18 protein-coding genes are annotated in these 16964 nt (G+C 48.7%); 15 read left to right on the forward strand and 3 right to left on the reverse strand.

Annotated features, from left to right (window positions below):
- The first annotated feature begins 74 nt into the window (after positions 1 to 74).
- The 11 genes from LQV63_RS00525 to LQV63_RS00575 all read left to right on the forward strand — a co-directional run bounded on the left by LQV63_RS00525 (position 75) and on the right by LQV63_RS00575 (position 9361).
- Complete coding sequence (locus LQV63_RS00525) at positions 75 to 284, forward strand: DUF1540 domain-containing protein (protein ID WP_019422477.1); 210 nt, start codon at positions 75 to 77, stop codon at positions 282 to 284.
- A gap of 67 nt (positions 285 to 351) precedes the next feature.
- Positions 352 to 708 carry a hypothetical protein gene (locus LQV63_RS00530; RefSeq protein ID WP_233695321.1) on the forward strand — a complete coding sequence of 119 codons (357 nt, stop codon included), beginning with the start codon at positions 352 to 354 and terminating at the stop codon, positions 706 to 708.
- A gap of 239 nt (positions 709 to 947) precedes the next feature.
- Entirely contained in the window at positions 948 to 2114 is a 1167-nt protein-coding gene (locus tag LQV63_RS00535; protein ID WP_233695322.1) for a cysteine desulfurase family protein, read from the forward strand.
- Between the two features lie 128 nt (positions 2115 to 2242).
- Positions 2243 to 3544, forward strand: coding sequence for a tRNA uracil 4-sulfurtransferase ThiI (gene thiI, locus LQV63_RS00540; RefSeq protein ID WP_019422474.1), 1302 nt, complete (start codon positions 2243 to 2245; stop codon positions 3542 to 3544).
- Between the two features lie 57 nt (positions 3545 to 3601).
- Entirely contained in the window at positions 3602 to 4270 is a 669-nt protein-coding gene (locus tag LQV63_RS00545; RefSeq protein ID WP_233695323.1) for a TerC family protein, read from the forward strand.
- A 275-nt stretch (positions 4271 to 4545) separates the two neighbouring features.
- Positions 4546 to 5034 carry a hypothetical protein gene (locus LQV63_RS00550; RefSeq protein WP_019422472.1) on the forward strand — a complete coding sequence of 163 codons (489 nt, stop codon included), beginning with the start codon at positions 4546 to 4548 and terminating at the stop codon, positions 5032 to 5034.
- A gap of 123 nt (positions 5035 to 5157) precedes the next feature.
- Complete coding sequence (gene typA / locus LQV63_RS00555) at positions 5158 to 7005, forward strand: translational GTPase TypA (protein ID WP_019422471.1); 1848 nt, start codon at positions 5158 to 5160, stop codon at positions 7003 to 7005.
- Between the two features lie 39 nt (positions 7006 to 7044).
- Positions 7045 to 7329: a YlaH-like family protein gene (locus tag LQV63_RS00560; RefSeq protein WP_019422470.1), complete on the forward strand. Its 285-nt coding sequence runs from the start codon at positions 7045 to 7047 to the stop codon at positions 7327 to 7329.
- 56 nt (positions 7330 to 7385) lie between these two features.
- A complete protein-coding gene (locus LQV63_RS00565) occupies positions 7386 to 7667 on the forward strand; it encodes a hypothetical protein (RefSeq protein ID WP_233695324.1) in 282 nt (93 codons plus the stop codon).
- 12 nt (positions 7668 to 7679) lie between these two features.
- Positions 7680 to 8804, forward strand: coding sequence for an LCP family protein (locus tag LQV63_RS00570; protein WP_233695325.1), 1125 nt, complete (start codon positions 7680 to 7682; stop codon positions 8802 to 8804).
- Positions 8805 to 8908: 104 nt separating this feature from the next.
- Entirely contained in the window at positions 8909 to 9361 is a 453-nt protein-coding gene (locus tag LQV63_RS00575) for a pyridoxamine 5'-phosphate oxidase family protein (RefSeq protein WP_233695326.1), read from the forward strand.
- Between the two features lie 68 nt (positions 9362 to 9429).
- Here LQV63_RS00575 and LQV63_RS00580 read toward each other — a convergent pair whose 3' ends face one another.
- Positions 9430 to 9963, reverse strand: a complete 534-nt coding sequence (locus LQV63_RS00580) for a YhcN/YlaJ family sporulation lipoprotein (RefSeq protein ID WP_019422466.1) — start codon at positions 9961 to 9963, stop codon at positions 9430 to 9432.
- A gap of 153 nt (positions 9964 to 10116) precedes the next feature.
- Here LQV63_RS00580 and LQV63_RS00585 point away from each other — a divergent pair, with 153 nt between their 5' ends.
- Positions 10117 to 11451, forward strand: coding sequence for a PhoH family protein (locus LQV63_RS00585; protein WP_233695327.1), 1335 nt, complete (start codon positions 10117 to 10119; stop codon positions 11449 to 11451).
- Positions 11452 to 11607: 156 nt separating this feature from the next.
- Positions 11608 to 13002, forward strand: coding sequence for an extracellular solute-binding protein (locus tag LQV63_RS00590; protein ID WP_233695328.1), 1395 nt, complete (start codon positions 11608 to 11610; stop codon positions 13000 to 13002).
- Between the two features lie 52 nt (positions 13003 to 13054).
- On the opposite strand, the gene LQV63_RS00595 is transcribed toward LQV63_RS00590, so the two are convergent.
- Positions 13055 to 14167, reverse strand: coding sequence for a hypothetical protein (locus LQV63_RS00595; protein ID WP_233695329.1), 1113 nt, complete (start codon positions 14165 to 14167; stop codon positions 13055 to 13057).
- Positions 14168 to 14511: 344 nt separating this feature from the next.
- Here LQV63_RS00595 and LQV63_RS00600 point away from each other — a divergent pair, with 344 nt between their 5' ends.
- A complete protein-coding gene (locus LQV63_RS00600; RefSeq protein WP_019420659.1) occupies positions 14512 to 15492 on the forward strand; it encodes an SAM-dependent methyltransferase in 981 nt (326 codons plus the stop codon).
- Between the two features lie 163 nt (positions 15493 to 15655).
- On the opposite strand, the gene LQV63_RS00605 is transcribed toward LQV63_RS00600, so the two are convergent.
- Positions 15656 to 15892, reverse strand: a complete 237-nt coding sequence (locus tag LQV63_RS00605) for a DUF2626 domain-containing protein (protein WP_019420658.1) — start codon at positions 15890 to 15892, stop codon at positions 15656 to 15658.
- A gap of 344 nt (positions 15893 to 16236) precedes the next feature.
- On the opposite strand from LQV63_RS00605, the gene LQV63_RS00610 reads away from it, so the two are divergent.
- The gene (locus LQV63_RS00610; protein WP_233695330.1) at positions 16237 to 16881 is read left to right on the forward strand and encodes an RsfA family transcriptional regulator; all 645 of its coding nucleotides are present in this window, start codon (positions 16237 to 16239) and stop codon (positions 16879 to 16881) included.
- The last annotated feature ends 83 nt before the right edge of the window (positions 16882 to 16964 follow it).

A 16964-nucleotide genomic window follows, 5' to 3' on the forward strand; every position in this document is an offset into this window, starting at 1 on the left:
TCGTTAGAAGTTGGCACTCAATTGCAGGATACCACGCGTCATCCCCGGACATCATGTAATCGGAGGTGATTGCTGTGATTGAAAAACCGTTAGTTAAATGCAGTGTTTCCAATTGTAAGTTCTGGGGCAATTATCGTTGTCAGGCGGAAGAAATTATGATCGACATCGACAAGCACGCCAATGCGTCACACAATGAAGAATTTGGGAATGAATTTGGTGCGGATCATAAGGATACCGCTTCCAAATCGTCCGTGACATGTTGTCAGACATTTGTGGAGAAATAAGACGTTAACCATTTTGGCGGCAGTTAACAGCTCCGTTTGCACTGTAACCAGCAAGGAGTGAGAGTCGATGGCAAGTCATAATAAACGCCATGCCCGTCGCTTGAAGCGTCAGCGAGAACGCAAGATACAAGATGAAAATCATGACGTTGAATTTGCTGCGGAAGCGGGGACGCTGCCGCTCGGCGATGCAAGAAATGATACGATCGAGCGAACGCAAATCGATCATTCTTCCGGAGTGGGCACGCTGGCCATTATTTTTTCAATCATTTCTCTTATTTTATTTCCGATTGCATTGGGATTAAGCGGCGCCGGGTTAGGCGTGCTCGCTTATATGCAAGGCAGTCGAACGTCGGGGACATTTGCGGTTGTTATTGGATTGTTCTCTGCAATAGTTCGACTGCTGCTCCTTTCTTATTATGCATAAATTTTAAAAAAAGCTTGACCCGGCAGAGCCGGCGTCAAGCTTTTTCTTTGTTTGCTGGAAAGCAAAGGGTACCCAGCGTGTTCAGTCACCGCCACTCCGAAAAATGATGGTGATTTTTATATAAAACGTGTAAAATAAATGAATATGAATCAAACACATGGGGATCAACAACGGCGGAGTGAGAAGTTGGAACTCTAATGCTGCTTTGATCTTTTTTGTTGTGACAAGGAGGGGTTCGCTTGAACTTACCACTGTTGTATTGCGACCATAGTGCGTCGACGCCTCCTCACCCGGACGTCATTCGGACGATTACCGAGGTCATGGAGCAGGTGTATGCTAATCCGTCGTCGATTCATCAAGCCGGCGGCCAAGCGGAACAGCTCATTCGGCGAGCCAGAGAGGTTGTAGCGCGTGCTTTGAACGTTCATGCTTCAGAAGTTATTTTTACTTCAGGGGCGACAGAAAGCAACAACCTTGCCGTATTCGGTACCGCACGCGCTCATGCGATAGATGGCAAGCCTAGACATATGATAGTGTCCGAAGTGGAGCATGCTTCGGTATATGAGTGCTATAAGCAGTTGGGACGGGAAGGGATGGACATTACGTATATCCCTGTTGATAAGAACGGATGCGTTCAACCAGAACAAATCGAAGCGGCAATTCGTCCGCATACTATTATGGTGAGCGTGATGCATGTCAACAACGAGACGGGATCTCTGCAGCCTTTAGCGGAAATCGGCAGCGTGTTGAGCCGATATCCGAAAGTCTCCTTCCATGTGGATGGAGTTCAGGGCCTTGGAAAAGTTCCGGTGGATATCCGCCAGTGGGGAATCGACTTGTACAGCTTGTCTGGACATAAAATCGGCGGACCTAAAGGATCAGGGATATTAATTAGACGCAGAGAAGTACCATTGAAGCCACTCTTATACGGCGGCAAGCAGGAGCATGGGTTTCGGCCAGGTACGGAAAATGTGCCAGGCATCGTCGGCCTGGCCAAAGCCATTCGCTTGGCTGCCGAAGGTCAGCCGAGCAATTATGAGAAGCTCGTCTCATTACGAGAGCGCGCTTTGAAACAGCTGCGAACGCTTAAACCGCTCGTTAATAACAGTCCTGATATTCCGCTTGCCGCACCGCACATTATTAATATATCGTTCCCAGGAATGAAGTCCGAAGTAGTCGTGCATGCACTCGAGGAACGGGGGATCATCGTATCGACGCAGTCTGCATGCTCCTCGAAGATGCACAAGCCAAGCCGTGTTCTCTTGGCTATGACGCAAGATACGTCCAGAGCCTCAAGCGGGATAAGAATCAGTCTGGATGCGAGCTGTTCCGAGCGAGATATCGCCCGCTTAACTGAAGCGTTCACGGAAGTGACCGAACAATTGCGACCGTTAATGAAGAGATAGAAGTATGTATTTAGAAAGGTCACTTTTTAGCACCGAGAAGCACAAGTTTTCGTAAGAAAACTACATCGGAAGCATTCGCTGGCGAGAACCTCTAGAAGAAAGCATGAAAGGCAGGTAAACAAGCTACTATGGATTACGATATGATTCTTCTGCGATACGGAGAAATTGCAATTAAAGGGAAGAACCGCAGCCGCTTTGAAAAAGCGGCCTACCACCACGTCAAGGCCGTGCTTGCGCCGTTTCCGCGCACGAACATCATTAAAGAGTACGGAAGATTGTATGTGGAACTGAATGGCGAACCGTTTCAAGATGTCATTGATGTGCTGAAGCACATCTTCGGCATCGTCTCGCTCAGTCCGGTAAAACGGGCACCTTCCGAGCTGGAGCCGATTATTGAAACGGCCAAGAAGCTGATGCAAGAAATGAATCCGGGACCGGATACTAAGTTCAAGGTAAACGCACGCCGGGCATGGAAGGCTTTCCCGCATGGATCGCAGGATCTGCAGCACCTTGTCGGCGCGCCGGTACTGCGTGAGTTCCCGCAGCTGAAGGTGGATGTGCATCAGCCCGAAATCGAGCTCCGTGTAGAAGTGCGGGAAGGGTCAACGTATTTATTCAGTGAAGTAATTAAGGCGGCGGGCGGCTTTCCGCTGTCGTCGAATGGCAAAGCGATGCTGCTGTTGTCCGGCGGCATAGACAGTCCGGTAGCTGGTTATCAAGCGCTGCGCAAAGGCTTGGAAGTGGAGGCCATTCATTTTCACAGCTATCCATTCACAAGCGAACGTGCGAAGCAGAAGGTGCTTGACTTGGCACAGGTGCTCGCTAATTATGCCGGACGCATACGTGTACATTTGGTTCCGTTCACTGATATCCAGACTCGGCTGCATCAATCAGGCCATGAGAATTTGCTCATTACACTTATGCGTCGCGCAATGCTGCGCATCTCTACGCAGTTGGCAGAGGAGCGTAAAGCGATGGCGATCGTAACGGGAGACAGCTTGGGTCAAGTGGCAAGTCAGACGCTTGGCAGCATGAATGTGATAGGACGGGTGAGCGATCTTCCTTTGCTGCGTCCACTCGTTGCCATGGACAAGGAGCAAATTATAAGATATGCTGAGCAAATCGGCACATACGACTTGTCGATTTTGCCGTATGAAGATTGCTGTACGCTATTTGTTCCAAAATCGCCTGCAACGAACCCGAATCTCAACGTCGTGGAACGGGTAGAACAATCGATTCCCGAGCTCGAACAATTAATTGCAGCTGCGGTAGAAGGAACGGAAGCGATCATTTTACGAGCGGGTGGACATCCGGATGATGCTATCGTAATTAACGCTAATAAAGGAAAGACTGAACATAAGGAACAACAGGAAATAAATCATAACAGCGACGTGCCAGGTGCGGATTCCACTCACGGCGATTGGTTCTAAAAAATGGTCTAGCCCGTCTTCCTCCAACATAGACCTTAAACAGGGGAGGGACGGGCAGTGGAATCATTGTGGCTGTTAGCTGAAATACTGGTCATTAATCTCGTGTTGAGCGGAGACAATGCCGTCGTTATTGCCATGTCGAGCCAACATTTGCCGGAACCGAAGCGGAAGCAAGCGGTATGGTGGGGAGTGGGCGGAGCCGTGCTGCTGCGCTGCCTCTTGACCGTGGTAGCTATGTGGCTGATCCAAATCCCGCTCCTGAAGGCGGCAGGAGGGCTATTGCTTTTCGTTATCGCCGTACAACTACTGGCGGATCGGAGCCACGCCCACTCACGGGATGGGGCATCCTTCTCTTTATGGAGCGCAGTTCAGACCATCCTGATCGCAGACTTCGTGATGAGCTTGGATAACGTGCTGGCTATCGCTGCAATAGCCAAGGGTCAAATGACCTATATTATTATCGGAATTGCATTGAGCATTCCCATCATTGTGTGGGGCAGCACCATCATTAGCAAATGGCTGCAGCGCATGCCTTTATTGATCTTTGCTGGTTCTGGCATCCTTGGATTTACGGCAGGAGAGATGATTGCTTCGGATGAACGGTTGGCGCTATGGATGCCTAGATTGTGGATGAGCTTGCACCACGGGTTCCCGTGGGCTATGGTTGCGCTCGTCATGATCGTTGGTACAGTGATTCGGTATCAGGACCGTATCCGGGTAGACTAAGGTCGGGGCGATTCATTGATAGCACTCTTCCTGTTCCCTTGTCGAATCTGGCATGGCAGGAAGTTTTTTTGTATGAGAGGCCATTGAAAAAGTCACCTTTGATTACGAAGTATAGCTGCTGTTGTTGCCGTTGTTATGAAAGAAACGCTTTTTTTTCGGATGAGGTGGTATTTTTGCGAACTTTCATATACACTAGAAAAAGTAAAAAAAGACGCGAATTGCGTCGTATTATGTCCAACCCATAATGAGCCTTTGGACACATGGGAGGTAGACATATGGCTAAGAATCAACGAGTGATCGGCATCGTTATATTGGTGGCGGGCTTTATTATCTTGTTGGGGAAATGGGGAGCATTCGCCTTTATCGGCGGAACAATGTGGCCGCTCATTCTGTTTGTTATCGGAGTGGCAGTATATGGACTCGTGCGGGCTCGCCTCGCTCCGCCTATTGCGCTTGTACCTGCCGGCATGCTGACGGTGTATGGTCTGCTGTTCATGGCGAGCCATTGGATTCATTGGCGGCTGTTTGGCCTGTTATGGCCATTGCTGCTGATTGGCATTGCTCTCGGTTTGTACGGGTACTATGTGTACGATCCACATCATCCTCGCGGGGCCTGGTTAGGTGCGCTCTTGTTCGGAGGAGTAGGCATAGCGATGCTTACCCTTATGTTAGTCTTTGCGGTTGGAACGTATATGATCGCTGTCGCGCTCATATTTGTTGGCGCAGCATTGGTGTTTGGCGGTGTACGCAGCCGCTTCAGATAATATCAATTCAGTCAGTTCATTTGGCACCGTCTACGGAGAAGAGACGCCGCCCTTCGGCGTCTTTATTCTTGGCCGTTTCTGAATGTTAATTTTATCCATAACTAGAAGGGAAAGATTTACTTTATGCAAGAAAGAAATCAAATCCGTAATATCGCTATTATCGCTCACGTCGATCACGGGAAGACGACTCTCGTCGACAAGCTGCTGCAGCAATCCGGAACATTCCGTGATAATGAACACGTGCACGAACGCGCCATGGACTCCAATGATTTGGAGCGTGAGCGCGGAATTACGATCTTGGCGAAAAATACGGCTATTACGTACAAAGATTACTTGATTAACATTGTCGATACGCCTGGACACGCCGATTTCGGCGGAGAAGTAGAGCGCATTATGAAAATGGTTGACGGCGTGCTGCTGGTCGTAGATGCGTTTGAAGGATGTATGCCACAGACGAAATTCGTGCTGCGCAAAGCGCTGGAGCACCAATTGACGCCAATCGTCGTCGTTAATAAAATCGACCGTCCTAATGCTCGGCCTGATGAAGTCATCGATGAAGTGCTCGAGTTGTTCATTGAGCTGGAAGCGAATGATGAGCAACTTGATTTTCCTGTCGTTTACGCATCCGCTCTGAACGGTACATCAAGTCTGGATCCAGAGCCAGAGAAGCAGGATGAGAACATGCAGGCGCTGTATGAGACCATCGTCTCTCATATTCCTGCGCCGCAGGAGAATCCGGATGAACCGTTCCAATTCCTGGTCACGCTGCTTGATTATAACGAGTATATGGGACGCATCGCCATCGGCCGCATTAACCGTGGACGTGTGCGCCAAGGCCAATCGGTTGCCGTTATTAACCGGGAAGGTCAAGTGAAGCAAGCCCGGATCGAGAAGCTGTTCGGCTTCCAAGGCTTGAAGCGCATCGAGCGGGAAGAAGCGGGCGCGGGCGATATTGTTGCCATTGCCGGCATCAAGGATATTAACATTGGAGAGACACTTGCTGACGCTTCTAAGCCGGAAGCACTGCCTGTTCTTCATATCGATGAGCCTACGCTGCAAATGACGTTCCTGGTCAACAACAGCCCGTTCGTCGGTCGTGAAGGAAAATGGATCACTTCGCGCAAGCTGCGCGAACGTCTGATGAAAGAGCTGGAGACCGATGTCAGCCTTCGGGTTGAAGATACGGACAGCCCTGACGCGTTTATCGTATCTGGCCGCGGGGAACTGCACCTTGGCATTCTAATCGAGAACATGCGCCGTGAAGGTTACGAGCTGCAAGTATCGAAGCCTGAAGTTATCATTAAAGAGATTGATGGGCAGAAGAAGGAGCCGATCGAGCGCTTGCTAATCGATATCCCTGAGGATTCTATGGGAGCTGTCATGGAAAGCTTAGGCACAAGAAAAGCGGAAATGGTAAACATGATTAATCAAGGCACTGGACAAATCCGGCTCGAGTTCTTGATTCCGGCCCGTGGTCTTATCGGCTACAGCACGAACTTCCTGACATTGACGCGCGGATACGGAATTATGAACCATGCCTTCGATCATTACGGCCCTTATGTCGGAGGTCAAGTCGGCGGACGTCACCAAGGCGTGCTCGTATCGACAGAGACTGGTTCTACGACGCTCTACGGAATTTTATCGGTCGAAGATCGCGGTATTTTATTTGTAAATCCAGGAACGGAAGTGTACGAAGGCATGATTGTCGGCGAACATAACCGTGACAATGATATCGTCGTTAATATCTGCAAGGAGAAGGCGCTGACGAACGTCCGCTCCGCTACAAAAGAAGATACGGTGAAGATGAAGACACCTCGCCTGTTCTCCCTCGAGCATGCGCTGGAATATTTGAACGACGACGAATATTGTGAAATTACACCGTCATCGGTTCGACTGCGTAAGAAAATTTTGAACAAAAGTGAACGTGAACGAGCAGAAAAAATGCGCAAAACGTCCGAATCCCATGTATAATGGGATTTGGACAACTTTGGTAAAGGAGTGACCGTTCACATGCAACAATGGCTGGCATCTCATCCTTATGTTAGCTACTTGCTCATTTTTGTGTTTATTGTTTATATTTTCAACAAAGTGTTTCGCGTGCAAAAGCTGCCTATCCTCAAAGAAATATTCATCTATCTGTTTATGGCGCTGGGCGCATTTATACTGCTTATTTTTCAGATTGATAAGCTGCCCATCGTCCAGTGCCTCTTTGTGGCGGTAGCCCTAATGTTTATGGTGCGTATTCGTTATTTCGTCGAAGCGCGGCGCAAGAAGACGACCGATCAGAGAAACTAGCCGCTCGCTGTTATCCGATTTTCCAGGACAGATAAGAGAAAGGGAGAACGGTTCAGATGATGAAGCTGCAAGTCGCTTTATTTAATTGGCTGCAAATCCACATTGTATCTGAAGCGCGTCCGGACGATCATGCTGCGAAGGAAACGCTTCATTTTTTTGCGGATATATTGAGGGAGGATCATAAGTTGACATCCTTTGAGGCCAGCCTGGATGTAGAACAGGAACAATACGTCATAACGTATCGGTGTGACGGAGAACTTCATAAGCAACAGGTTGAGCGCGAGGAAGCGGAACGTCTATGGACAGATATCGAATGTAATCCGAAATATAGTGGGTAAGTGAGGGAAGATATGAATTCATCGACACCATTGCCACCGAGACAGAAACCGCAGCGGCGTAAGGCATCTAACACTAAGCGGGGAATACCGAAATGGTTGAAGGTGACGCTTATCGTCGTGCTCATTGTATCTATCGGCATCATTTGTTATGCGGGATATTTGCTGCTCTATGCCAATAATAAGCTAGAGAACATATCGACTGTAAGCAAAGAGGGCGGAGGAAGCGGCACGGTGCAAGAAACGTTGTCGCCGACGAAAGAACCGTTCTCGTTCATACTGCTCGGAATCGACTACCGGCCGGAATTGCCGGGACGCCGTACCGACATCGTTATGGTGGGCGCCATGCATCCCGAGACACAGGAAGCGGTTCTTGTGTCATTGCCGCGCGATACTTATTTCGAATTAACGGGGTATACCCCAGACAAGCTGAATCATTATTATCCTAAATTTTTCAATCTTAAAGAGCAAGGCAAGCTTGACAGCCTATCGCCGGAGGATGAAATGAAAGCGATGCTAGGCATGTATTTGGATATTGACATTGACTACGCAGCGGTCATTGACTTTAAAGGCTTCGTCGATGTGGTTGATGCGGTCGGCGGTATTGATGTGAACGTGGATCAGAACATGTGCTACCGTGACCGGGCGGACGGAACGAATATTAATTTGAGCGCCGGAGCCCAAACTCTTGACGGGAAAAATGCGTTGGATTTTGTCCGTTACCGCAAATCAAACTGTCGTCCAATGACGAAGGGAACGTCAGATGGGGATCGGAACGTGCGGCAAAACGCGGTCTTGAAAGAGCTTGTCGGAAAAATGCAAACGTTGGGCGGAATTGCTAAAATTACAGATATTATTGACGCAATGGCGAATAATTTCAAAATTGACATGACGCCAAGTCAAATCCGTAACTCGCTGACGACATATATCGGCATTAATCGGAATGATATTCACTATATGCCTGTCGATGGGGACTGGAAGAGTCCGTATATTTACGTAAACGCAGAGCAATTGGAGCAAGGCAAGCAAGCGTTAAAGGATGTGCTCGCCGGACGATCGTTGAAAGCAGCGCAGCCAGCTGATGGCGATAGTGGTTCGCCAGGAACCGACAGCGACAATACAACAGCTCCTGCGGCATAGAGGAACACTCATTAGCTTGGGCAAGTGGATAAGTAGATGCAATTTTTTCCTTATGTTATAATACAATAAATTGTAGCCGCGAACTTGTTTAGGAGGTCTGATTGATGTCCGAAAATAACGCTGCACTTCATGACGCTCTATTTGCCCAATTACAACAAGAGTCGTTCATTCTGCTTCATACGACCGATGCCGAATCGGGTGGACCAACGACGAGCGCCATATCGTGGGTTCATGCCATTAATGAGCGCAAGCTTCGCATCGCCATTGACCTGCGCTCCCGGTTAGTTGACAACATGAAGCAGCATCGTTCGGTTGCCGTGACGATTTTCGGAACCAATACGGTCACGGCCGTATACGGCCAAGCTTCGCTTATCGAGGAACCGCTGCCGGCAGTTCCTTTGAAGTTGGCTTGCTTTGACATTGATATTACATCGGTCCGCGATGCCATGTTCTATGGTGCGCGGCTCAACGCGATGCCACAATATGAGAAGACGTATGACAAGCGTGCAGCAGATAAGCTGGACGGTCAAGTATTTGAAGCCATGCGAAAAGCCTAGTGTATATACTAGGCTTTTCGTGCGTTATTGGAGCTTGTCCATTTCATCTTGCAGAATGCGGCTGCAAGCTACATCGATTTTTTCATTTTAGGATTTTCCGTATGGGACGGTGGTTGCATTTGCTTTACACTATTGGGAAACTGAGGCACGATACGCCCGATAATGTCGGACAATTCATTCGTAAATCCAGCAATTGGATGACCCTGCTTCGTAGCAGCCGAAATTTCGCGCAATCGTTCATTAATGTCCATATCTGCCGTCACAATCGCATTCGCCCCGTATTTGTCTTTGCTTAATGCTTCGGCCACAGAATATTTGATTGTTCCGACGCGGGAACGTTCTAACTTCGCATCTACATCAATACCTACGATAGCTGTATTACCGAATACAACACAATTGACACCGCGTACGCCGGGAACGTTTCTTGCCAAGGAAGCTAGGTGTTCTTTGACTGCAGCGGCATCCCGAATCGGTTGCTTGGCGTTGTTCGCCGTATTCGACTTCGTATGATACGAGTTGCTGTGGGGTGAAGCTTGTTTCTTGGCGGTGCCGCATCCAGCAAGCAGCCCGATGATGAGCATGGCAACAAGCAAACTACGCATATTTCATCGTTCCTTTCTTTGACGTTTGTTAATAAAAATTGCAGCATTGCTACTGGTTATAGTGTGAACGACGTCTACATTTTTTATGTAACACAGTAAGAGGTCGCAAGCCGATACATGTAAGCGATATTGTCCGTGCGAAAGGGAGATCGTATGAATAAAATCTTTGTATTGGATACAAATGTGCTGCTGCATGATCCAAATGCGTTGTTTGCCTTTGGAGCTAACGAAGTTATTATTCCCGCTGTTGTGCTCGAGGAAATGGATTCTAAAAAGCGAAATGCCGATGAAATCGGACGCAATGCCCGCACCGTATCCCGTCAGTTAGACAGATTGAGGGAAGAGGGCCACTTGCACAGCGGAGTGCCGCTTCATAACGGAGGCAGGCTTACTGTAGAGCTAAATCATCGCAGCTTCGTCAGGGTGCAGGAAATGTTCGGAGAGATAACAAACGATAACCGCATATTGGCGGTCGCCCTCAATTATCATTCGGAGCAGCAGCAGACGGATGCTCCCGCTGAAGTGATTCTTGTCAGCAAGGACGTTCTCGTGCGCATTAAAGCGGACGTGCTTGGGCTTCATACCGAGGATTATATATCAGATCGCACTGTACAATCCGGTGATGATCTGTATGGCGGAAGCGTCACCTTGTTCGTTCATCCTGGAGTGATAGATGAGTTCTATTCGTACCGGTTTTTACAAGTGAAGAATCTCCAGCTGAAGACGGCGCTGCAACCTCACGAGTTCGTTATCTTAAAGGATAGTATGGGGACGAGTAAGTCGGCGTTGCTAAAAGTGAATGCGGATGCAAGCAAGCTAGAACCGCTGTTCCTGAGCAATGATCCGGTGTGGGGCATTACTGCACGCAACGCACAGCAGCGCATGGCGTTGGAACTGCTGCTGAACGATGACATCCCGTTGGTGACGATGGCAGGGAAGGCAGGAACCGGTAAGACGTTATTAGCGCTTGCAGCGGGTTTATTGAAAGTAGAGGATGACCGGAAATACAAGAAGCTGCTCATTGCAAGACCGGTCGTTCCGATGGGGAAAGATATCGGTTATTTGCCGGGAGAGAAGGAAGAGAAGCTGCGGCCGTGGATGCAGCCGATATATGACAACCTTGAATTTCTGTTCGACACGAAGAAAGCGGGCGATATTGAGAAAATATTGCTCGGCATGGGCAGTATCCAGGTGGAGGCGTTAACGTATATTCGCGGACGATCCATTCCGGGGCAATTCATTATTATCGATGAGGCGCAGAACTTATCTAGGCATGAGGTGAAGACGATTGTTTCCCGGGTTGGTGAAGGCAGCAAAATCGTGTTGATGGGCGACCCGGCACAGATTGACCATCCGTATCTGGACTCTGCAAGCAATGGACTGACCTATTTGGTGGAACGATTCAAGTCGGAGAGCATTAGCGGTCACATCACTTTGGAAAAAGGGGAACGTTCTCGTCTAGCTCAGTTAGCAGCCGATCTGCTGTAACGAAGCATGGCAATACGGTAAAAAAGAGCCTTTGGAATAGTGCCATAGGCTCTTTTTTCTTAAAAAGATTTGCTTTGCTTAGGGGACAAGAATCGGACTTGAGTGCTACAATAGGAATATTGATTTGAATGATCTGATAATAGGAAGGAGAGAGCGATGCCGAACCTGAAAAAGACGCTAGTAGCTGTATTGATGATCGTCATTTCGTTACTCTTACTCTCTCAGTTCAGCGGCAGCGTTCCAACGTTCACGGAATCGGAGCCTTCACAGAACGAGGTTGCCAAGCATCCTCCACAGTCGAAGAAGAATGAAACATGGAAGCAGTTGAAAGTCGCTGTTCACTTATCGCCGATGTCTTTCATTCAGATGCGCAAATTGAACCAGACGTTTATAGATGAAACGGGCATCTTCGTTGAACTTGTGAACGCAAATGATGAACAAGCATCAGAACAATGGCCGCGTGAGCTGCAAATGCAAGACAGCGCGGATATAATATTGACGGACAGCAACTCAGTCAAATGGTATGCCCAAAAAGGGTGGCTGCTCCCGATGGAGCCATCTTCCAATGGCAGTGAAGCATCTCCAGCTTGGTTGAACGATCGGATTAAGTGGAACGGATATGCATGGGCAGAGCCCGCACAGTTGGATCCGTATGTGTTGGTATGGAATAAAGACAAGCTCAAGTTCGGAACGCCGCTTCCATCGAAATGGGAGGACTGGAAGCAGTTGTTTGCATCGAAGGAGACTTCTTTACCATCGGTTGGTCAGCAGGGTTCTGGCGCGTTAGGCGGCGGAGAGCCGAAGAAGGAGGACCAGACTGCAGTACCGTCGGACGAGACACCTCCCACCGAACAACTGCCGGCAACATGGTTTGCTTGGCATGAGCAGGATGATTATGCGCTGCTATCCATGCTGTGGCGTCTTGGCCTTCTCATGCCCGAGTCCAATCCATCACCGGACGGACAGAAAGACTGGGTCACCACGCGTACGGTAAACGGAGCGGGGGCGACAGCTGTAACATGGAGTCAACACGTGTCAGAGCTAGAACCGTACCTCACCCACTTTAAAGCATGGAAGAAGGAAGCTAGCGGCAGTGAGACATGGGATTTGCTGAAATCCGGAGAAATCGGCTTTGCCATCGTCCCATACTCAGAAGCCGTATTGGAAGTGAGCGATCCGCTCGTCATTGAGCCGCCGGGAGAAGTCAAGCTGCCGGCGGGGCTATGGGTGGCCAGCCGCAGTTACGTTATCGCTGCACATTCACCTAACGAAGCCGAAGCAAGGCGTTGGATTGATTACATGACGCGTCTATCTGTCCAGCATGATTGGTATGATACGTTATCCGTACTTCCTGTGCACGAACAAGCCTACATGGAGCCGTGGAAGGACATCCTTCAGTGGCTGCCTCAGCCTTTCCTGCCCTATGATGTCAACGAAATCAATCTAATTCAGAAGGCAGGACCGTTGGAGTCCTGGATGGCCTCCGTTCGGCGGTGGATGGATGCGGATTTGACTAAAGCCCAATTAAATCAGGCTTGGCCGAAGAAATAGAAAGAAGAATCAGCAGACAATGGATAAATAATCTGCTGATTCTTTGTTTGCTCTACCATTTGACCGTTAATTGTACTGTGATTTGTTTATCAGTAATGGCGACGTCAGTTGCTTCTAAGAAAGAAACGAGCTTCTGTGGATAGAACCCGAGATCAAACTCTTGCTCCAAATCTTGACGCGTTGTATCTGGAAGTTCTAACCCGTTGAACAGCATTTGATCCACATGAAACAGAATTCTGTTCTCGGGCTCTGCTTCCAATGTATAGCGGCCTTCAATATGGACGCTTAGGCCGGAACGCTCTCCTTCTGCCGCAATGACACCTTCTTTGAACCGGAAGAAGAACTGTTCGAATATCGGATCCTGCTCTCGTAGAAATTGATTGAGCTGTTCCTCTTGTATCGTTATCGTATAGTTTTTGCCGTTCATGCTAATACTCCCGCTTTTTTGCACGAAATCGGGGAGCTTCTGCATCGCGTCGGCTAGTGCGCGGAAATAGTGTCTAACTTCGAAGAGCCCGACATTCTTCCAATACGTTGTGAATTCTTGAATGAGTCGGCTCATCGCTTGCGGGTCGCTGCTGTCAGCCAGATTCGTATCGAATTTCTCCCGCAGTGTAATTAAGCGCCCGCGCTGATCGACTAACCGCTTACGCACTTCAGTAAGCTCGTGTTCGGTTTGAGCCAAACTACGCCGCAGTTGATTCAGTTTGGTCAGCTGATTGGAGTATTCCTCCAATATTTCTTGGTCCGAATAAAAAAGTAGTTGAAAATAATCAAGCAACATGAACAAATCATCAAGTTCATCCGCAGACATGATAGCTTGCAGCATCATGTCGCGTTCACCGATATAATAAGCGCGCAGGACACGTCCCGCTTGCTCTCGTTTGTTCTCAAAAGCCGCTTCCTGCTTCAGAATCTCGGACTCTGTCTGCTTGCGGCTGGCGGCCGCTTCGGATTCTCGTGCCGAAATCCGCTCAATTTCTTTGTCGAGCTCGGTGATGGACAAGCTCTGCTGGAGCAATTGCTTCTCCTCTTCGGACGGCTGCTTGTTCCATGCCGCTGGCATTGTCGGCTCTGCGCGTGTCGCACCGGGGACCAAGGAAACGATAAATAGAATGATTAGCAGCGTAATAAGTGCGCGGTGCACACGCTTAACTTGTTGCATCAGGGTACCCCCTTTAAACGGTTTGCACAACATTATCGTATGTTGGGATGTAGTTGGACATGACCTGTTTACATACTATCGCAATAATCGTCATGCAAAGCTATGTATGGACGAATGGATGATAGGTCAATATCGTTGGACAAATTTTAACGGTTCGTGTTCGAAAGAGGGCTTTCTAAACAACCTCTAACAGAGCAGAAAGGAAGGACTGCATGTTTCATTATCAGCCTAACTCCGTTCTCATTCAATACTTAATTAACCAAATCGAGCTTTCTTCCTGTAAAGCCATCCCTTTCTCAAGGTTTATGGAGATATGTTTATACCACTCAACGGAGGGCTATTATATGTCGGACCGCCCCAAGATTGGCCGGGACGGAGACTTCTACACAAGCTCGAATATCGGCACGATAATGGGTGACATGCTGGCCGTATATATACAGCGGCGCGCGAATGAACGAGGCTGGGATCCTAGCACGATTACGATTGTAGAATGGGGTGCAGGCACGGGGCGCCTCGCATCACAAATCCATCAGCGCTTGCGGCTTGACCGCTTCGAAGGCTATCAGCACGCGGTTATTGAAATGAGCCCGTATCATCAGCGGGTGTCAAGACAGCTCATGGAGAGCGAGCACATCTCAGTGCTTTGGTGGGACGAGGAGACGTTTCGCCAGGAAGCGGCGCAACGCCGGATCTTCTTTATCGCAAATGAATTGCTTGACGCCTTTCCCGTGGAGCGGGTTCGTCACCGTGACGGGCGATATGAACAGTGCTTCGTCACATGGGATGCCGAGAAAGAACAGTTCATGCCACGGTGGATGACAGCGGCTTCCGAGGTCATTGACTGGTTGGAGCGTCATCATGTCGAACTATCGGATAACCAGATCTTCGACGCGGGTATGGCCATGTCCATCTGGTTAAGCAATGTGCTGCACCAGGCACAAGAGGCGGAGTTCGTGTTCATTGATTACGGTGATGATACGAACGAACTAACGGCTGCCCACCGGATGGAAGGGACACTGATGTGTTATCACCGCCACCAAGCGCACGATAACCCATGGATTCATATCGGAGAGCAGGACATGACGTCTATGGTTGATTTCGAAATATGCCAGCGTGTTGCCAAGCAAGCAAATGCATGGATTACAGGGTATTCCACCCAGAAAGCGTTCTTGTTGGAACAAGGGTTGTTGAATGAATTGCAGAATCATTGCAGCCTCGATCCGTTCAGCCCGGAATCGCGCCGGAATCGGGCGATACGGCAACTGTTGTTAAGCGATCAAATGAGCGAACGGTTTCACGTTTTGCTCTTGTCCCGTGCCACCTAACGGCAATTGACCGGTGGCGCCTGAAATGATGATTGACCAGCTATGCATCGTTTAAAAAATAGAGAACGGCCGAAACCCTAAGGGTTTCGGCCGTTCTTGTTCGTAACCGCTTCCGTAAAGCATTACGTCATTACGGTGAATTCGTCAGAACAGGTAAGGCAGCCTAGAATGGCTTGCCCATGATAAAGACGGTCCAGTACGAAAAACCGCTAAAGCATACAATCATGTACGCCCAGAACAGGAGTATATATGTACGCTCTGACAATTTCAAATAACCTAACAACACGAAGAAGGCGGTCTGCATGAAGAACAACAATGCCATTTCAATCATATCTCCAGCAAACGCCATCAGACCGATGACTAATGTCCAGAAGCCGAGTACGCGATACATCCGTGCCACGATTCATCCCCCTCTCGTTACGATCGGACCAACTTTTTCTAATGACATTATAGCCCTGATGGTACTTTGTGTAAACTGTTAAACGTGGCGAATTGGAAAATCTTTTATGTGAGCGCCATAGAAATGTGATATAACGCATGGACACACGCACGTATGTTTCCTAGGAAAAATGGATATACATTTTAATATCCGATAGATTCTATGAACTCTACCATGGGCATAGAGATGGAATAAGCGGTTTATTACCGTCGGTCCTTCCTCGTTTCAACACTTTGTTATTGTTGGTCGGAAAGGGGGGCTGTATACAACGAATATGATGAGCGATGTCGTTAGGAGGTTATAGCATGACAGCAATTAGACAAGATGCATGGACAGCGGACGATGATTTAATTTTGGCGGAAGTAACATTACGGCATATCCGAGAGGGCAGCACGCAGCTGGCTGCGTTTGAGGAGGTCGGAGAAAAGATTGGCCGTACGTCGGCAGCTTGCGGATTCCGGTGGAACAGTTGTGTGCGTAAAAAATATGAAGCCGCGATTCAATTGGCGAAGGCGCAGCGACAAAAACGAAACTTTTTGAAAAAGCAGCCTTTAGGTGCACAGGTGGCATCTATTGTGCTGAATGAAGGGGAAGAAGTTGCGTTAAAATCAGAGATGATTACAGAAGACTCCCTTTCTATGGATATGGTCATTCGTTACTTGCGTCAATGGCGAAATAACTATCAAGATATATCTCGCCACATGAAGCATATGGAGAAAGAATTGCAAGACAAAGAGGAGCAGTGCAATCGCCTGCGGCAAGAGAATGAACAGCTTTCCAGACAAGTGAATGCTGTGCAGACCGATTACCGTACTGTAAATGATGATTATAAAGCGCTTATACAAATTATGGACCGAGCCCGTCGATTAGCCATCTTGAGCGAGGAAGAAGAGGACACGAAGACGCGTTTTCGCATGGATGCGAACGGGAACTTGGAGCGCATTGAATAAGCATTATGCTTCTTGAGCAAAAGGGGATTTTTTGAACAACCCCGATAGCTTCTAGATGATAACAGCAGCGGCAAGGAAAGCAC

It is taken from the genome of Paenibacillus profundus (assembly GCF_021369635.1).
Classification (GTDB): Bacteria; Bacillota; Bacilli; order Paenibacillales; family Paenibacillaceae; genus Paenibacillus_B; species Paenibacillus_B profundus.

Excerpts from the sequence above, each read along its gene's own strand:
- LQV63_RS00595 (WP_233695329.1), bottom strand. The coding sequence starts at position 14,167 with ATGCAACAAGTTAAGCGTGTGCACCGCGCACTTATTACGCTGCTAATC.
- LQV63_RS00560 (WP_019422470.1), top strand. The coding sequence starts at position 7,045 with ATGCAACAATGGCTGGCATCTCATCCTTATGTTAGCTACTTGCTCATT.
- LQV63_RS00580 (WP_019422466.1), bottom strand. The coding sequence starts at position 9,963 with ATGCGTAGTTTGCTTGTTGCCATGCTCATCATCGGGCTGCTTGCTGGA.
- LQV63_RS00565 (WP_233695324.1), top strand. The coding sequence starts at position 7,386 with ATGATGAAGCTGCAAGTCGCTTTATTTAATTGGCTGCAAATCCACATT.
- typA (WP_019422471.1), top strand. The coding sequence starts at position 5,158 with ATGCAAGAAAGAAATCAAATCCGTAATATCGCTATTATCGCTCACGTC.
- LQV63_RS00585 (WP_233695327.1), top strand. The coding sequence starts at position 10,117 with ATGAATAAAATCTTTGTATTGGATACAAATGTGCTGCTGCATGATCCA.
- LQV63_RS00550 (WP_019422472.1), top strand. The coding sequence starts at position 4,546 with ATGGCTAAGAATCAACGAGTGATCGGCATCGTTATATTGGTGGCGGGC.
- LQV63_RS00600 (WP_019420659.1), top strand. The coding sequence starts at position 14,512 with ATGTCGGACCGCCCCAAGATTGGCCGGGACGGAGACTTCTACACAAGC.
- LQV63_RS00530 (WP_233695321.1), top strand. The coding sequence starts at position 352 with ATGGCAAGTCATAATAAACGCCATGCCCGTCGCTTGAAGCGTCAGCGA.
- LQV63_RS00590 (WP_233695328.1), top strand. The coding sequence starts at position 11,608 with ATGCCGAACCTGAAAAAGACGCTAGTAGCTGTATTGATGATCGTCATT.
- LQV63_RS00570 (WP_233695325.1), top strand. The coding sequence starts at position 7,680 with ATGAATTCATCGACACCATTGCCACCGAGACAGAAACCGCAGCGGCGT.
- thiI (WP_019422474.1), top strand. The coding sequence starts at position 2,243 with ATGGATTACGATATGATTCTTCTGCGATACGGAGAAATTGCAATTAAA.
- LQV63_RS00575 (WP_233695326.1), top strand. The coding sequence starts at position 8,909 with ATGTCCGAAAATAACGCTGCACTTCATGACGCTCTATTTGCCCAATTA.
- LQV63_RS00610 (WP_233695330.1), top strand. The coding sequence starts at position 16,237 with ATGACAGCAATTAGACAAGATGCATGGACAGCGGACGATGATTTAATT.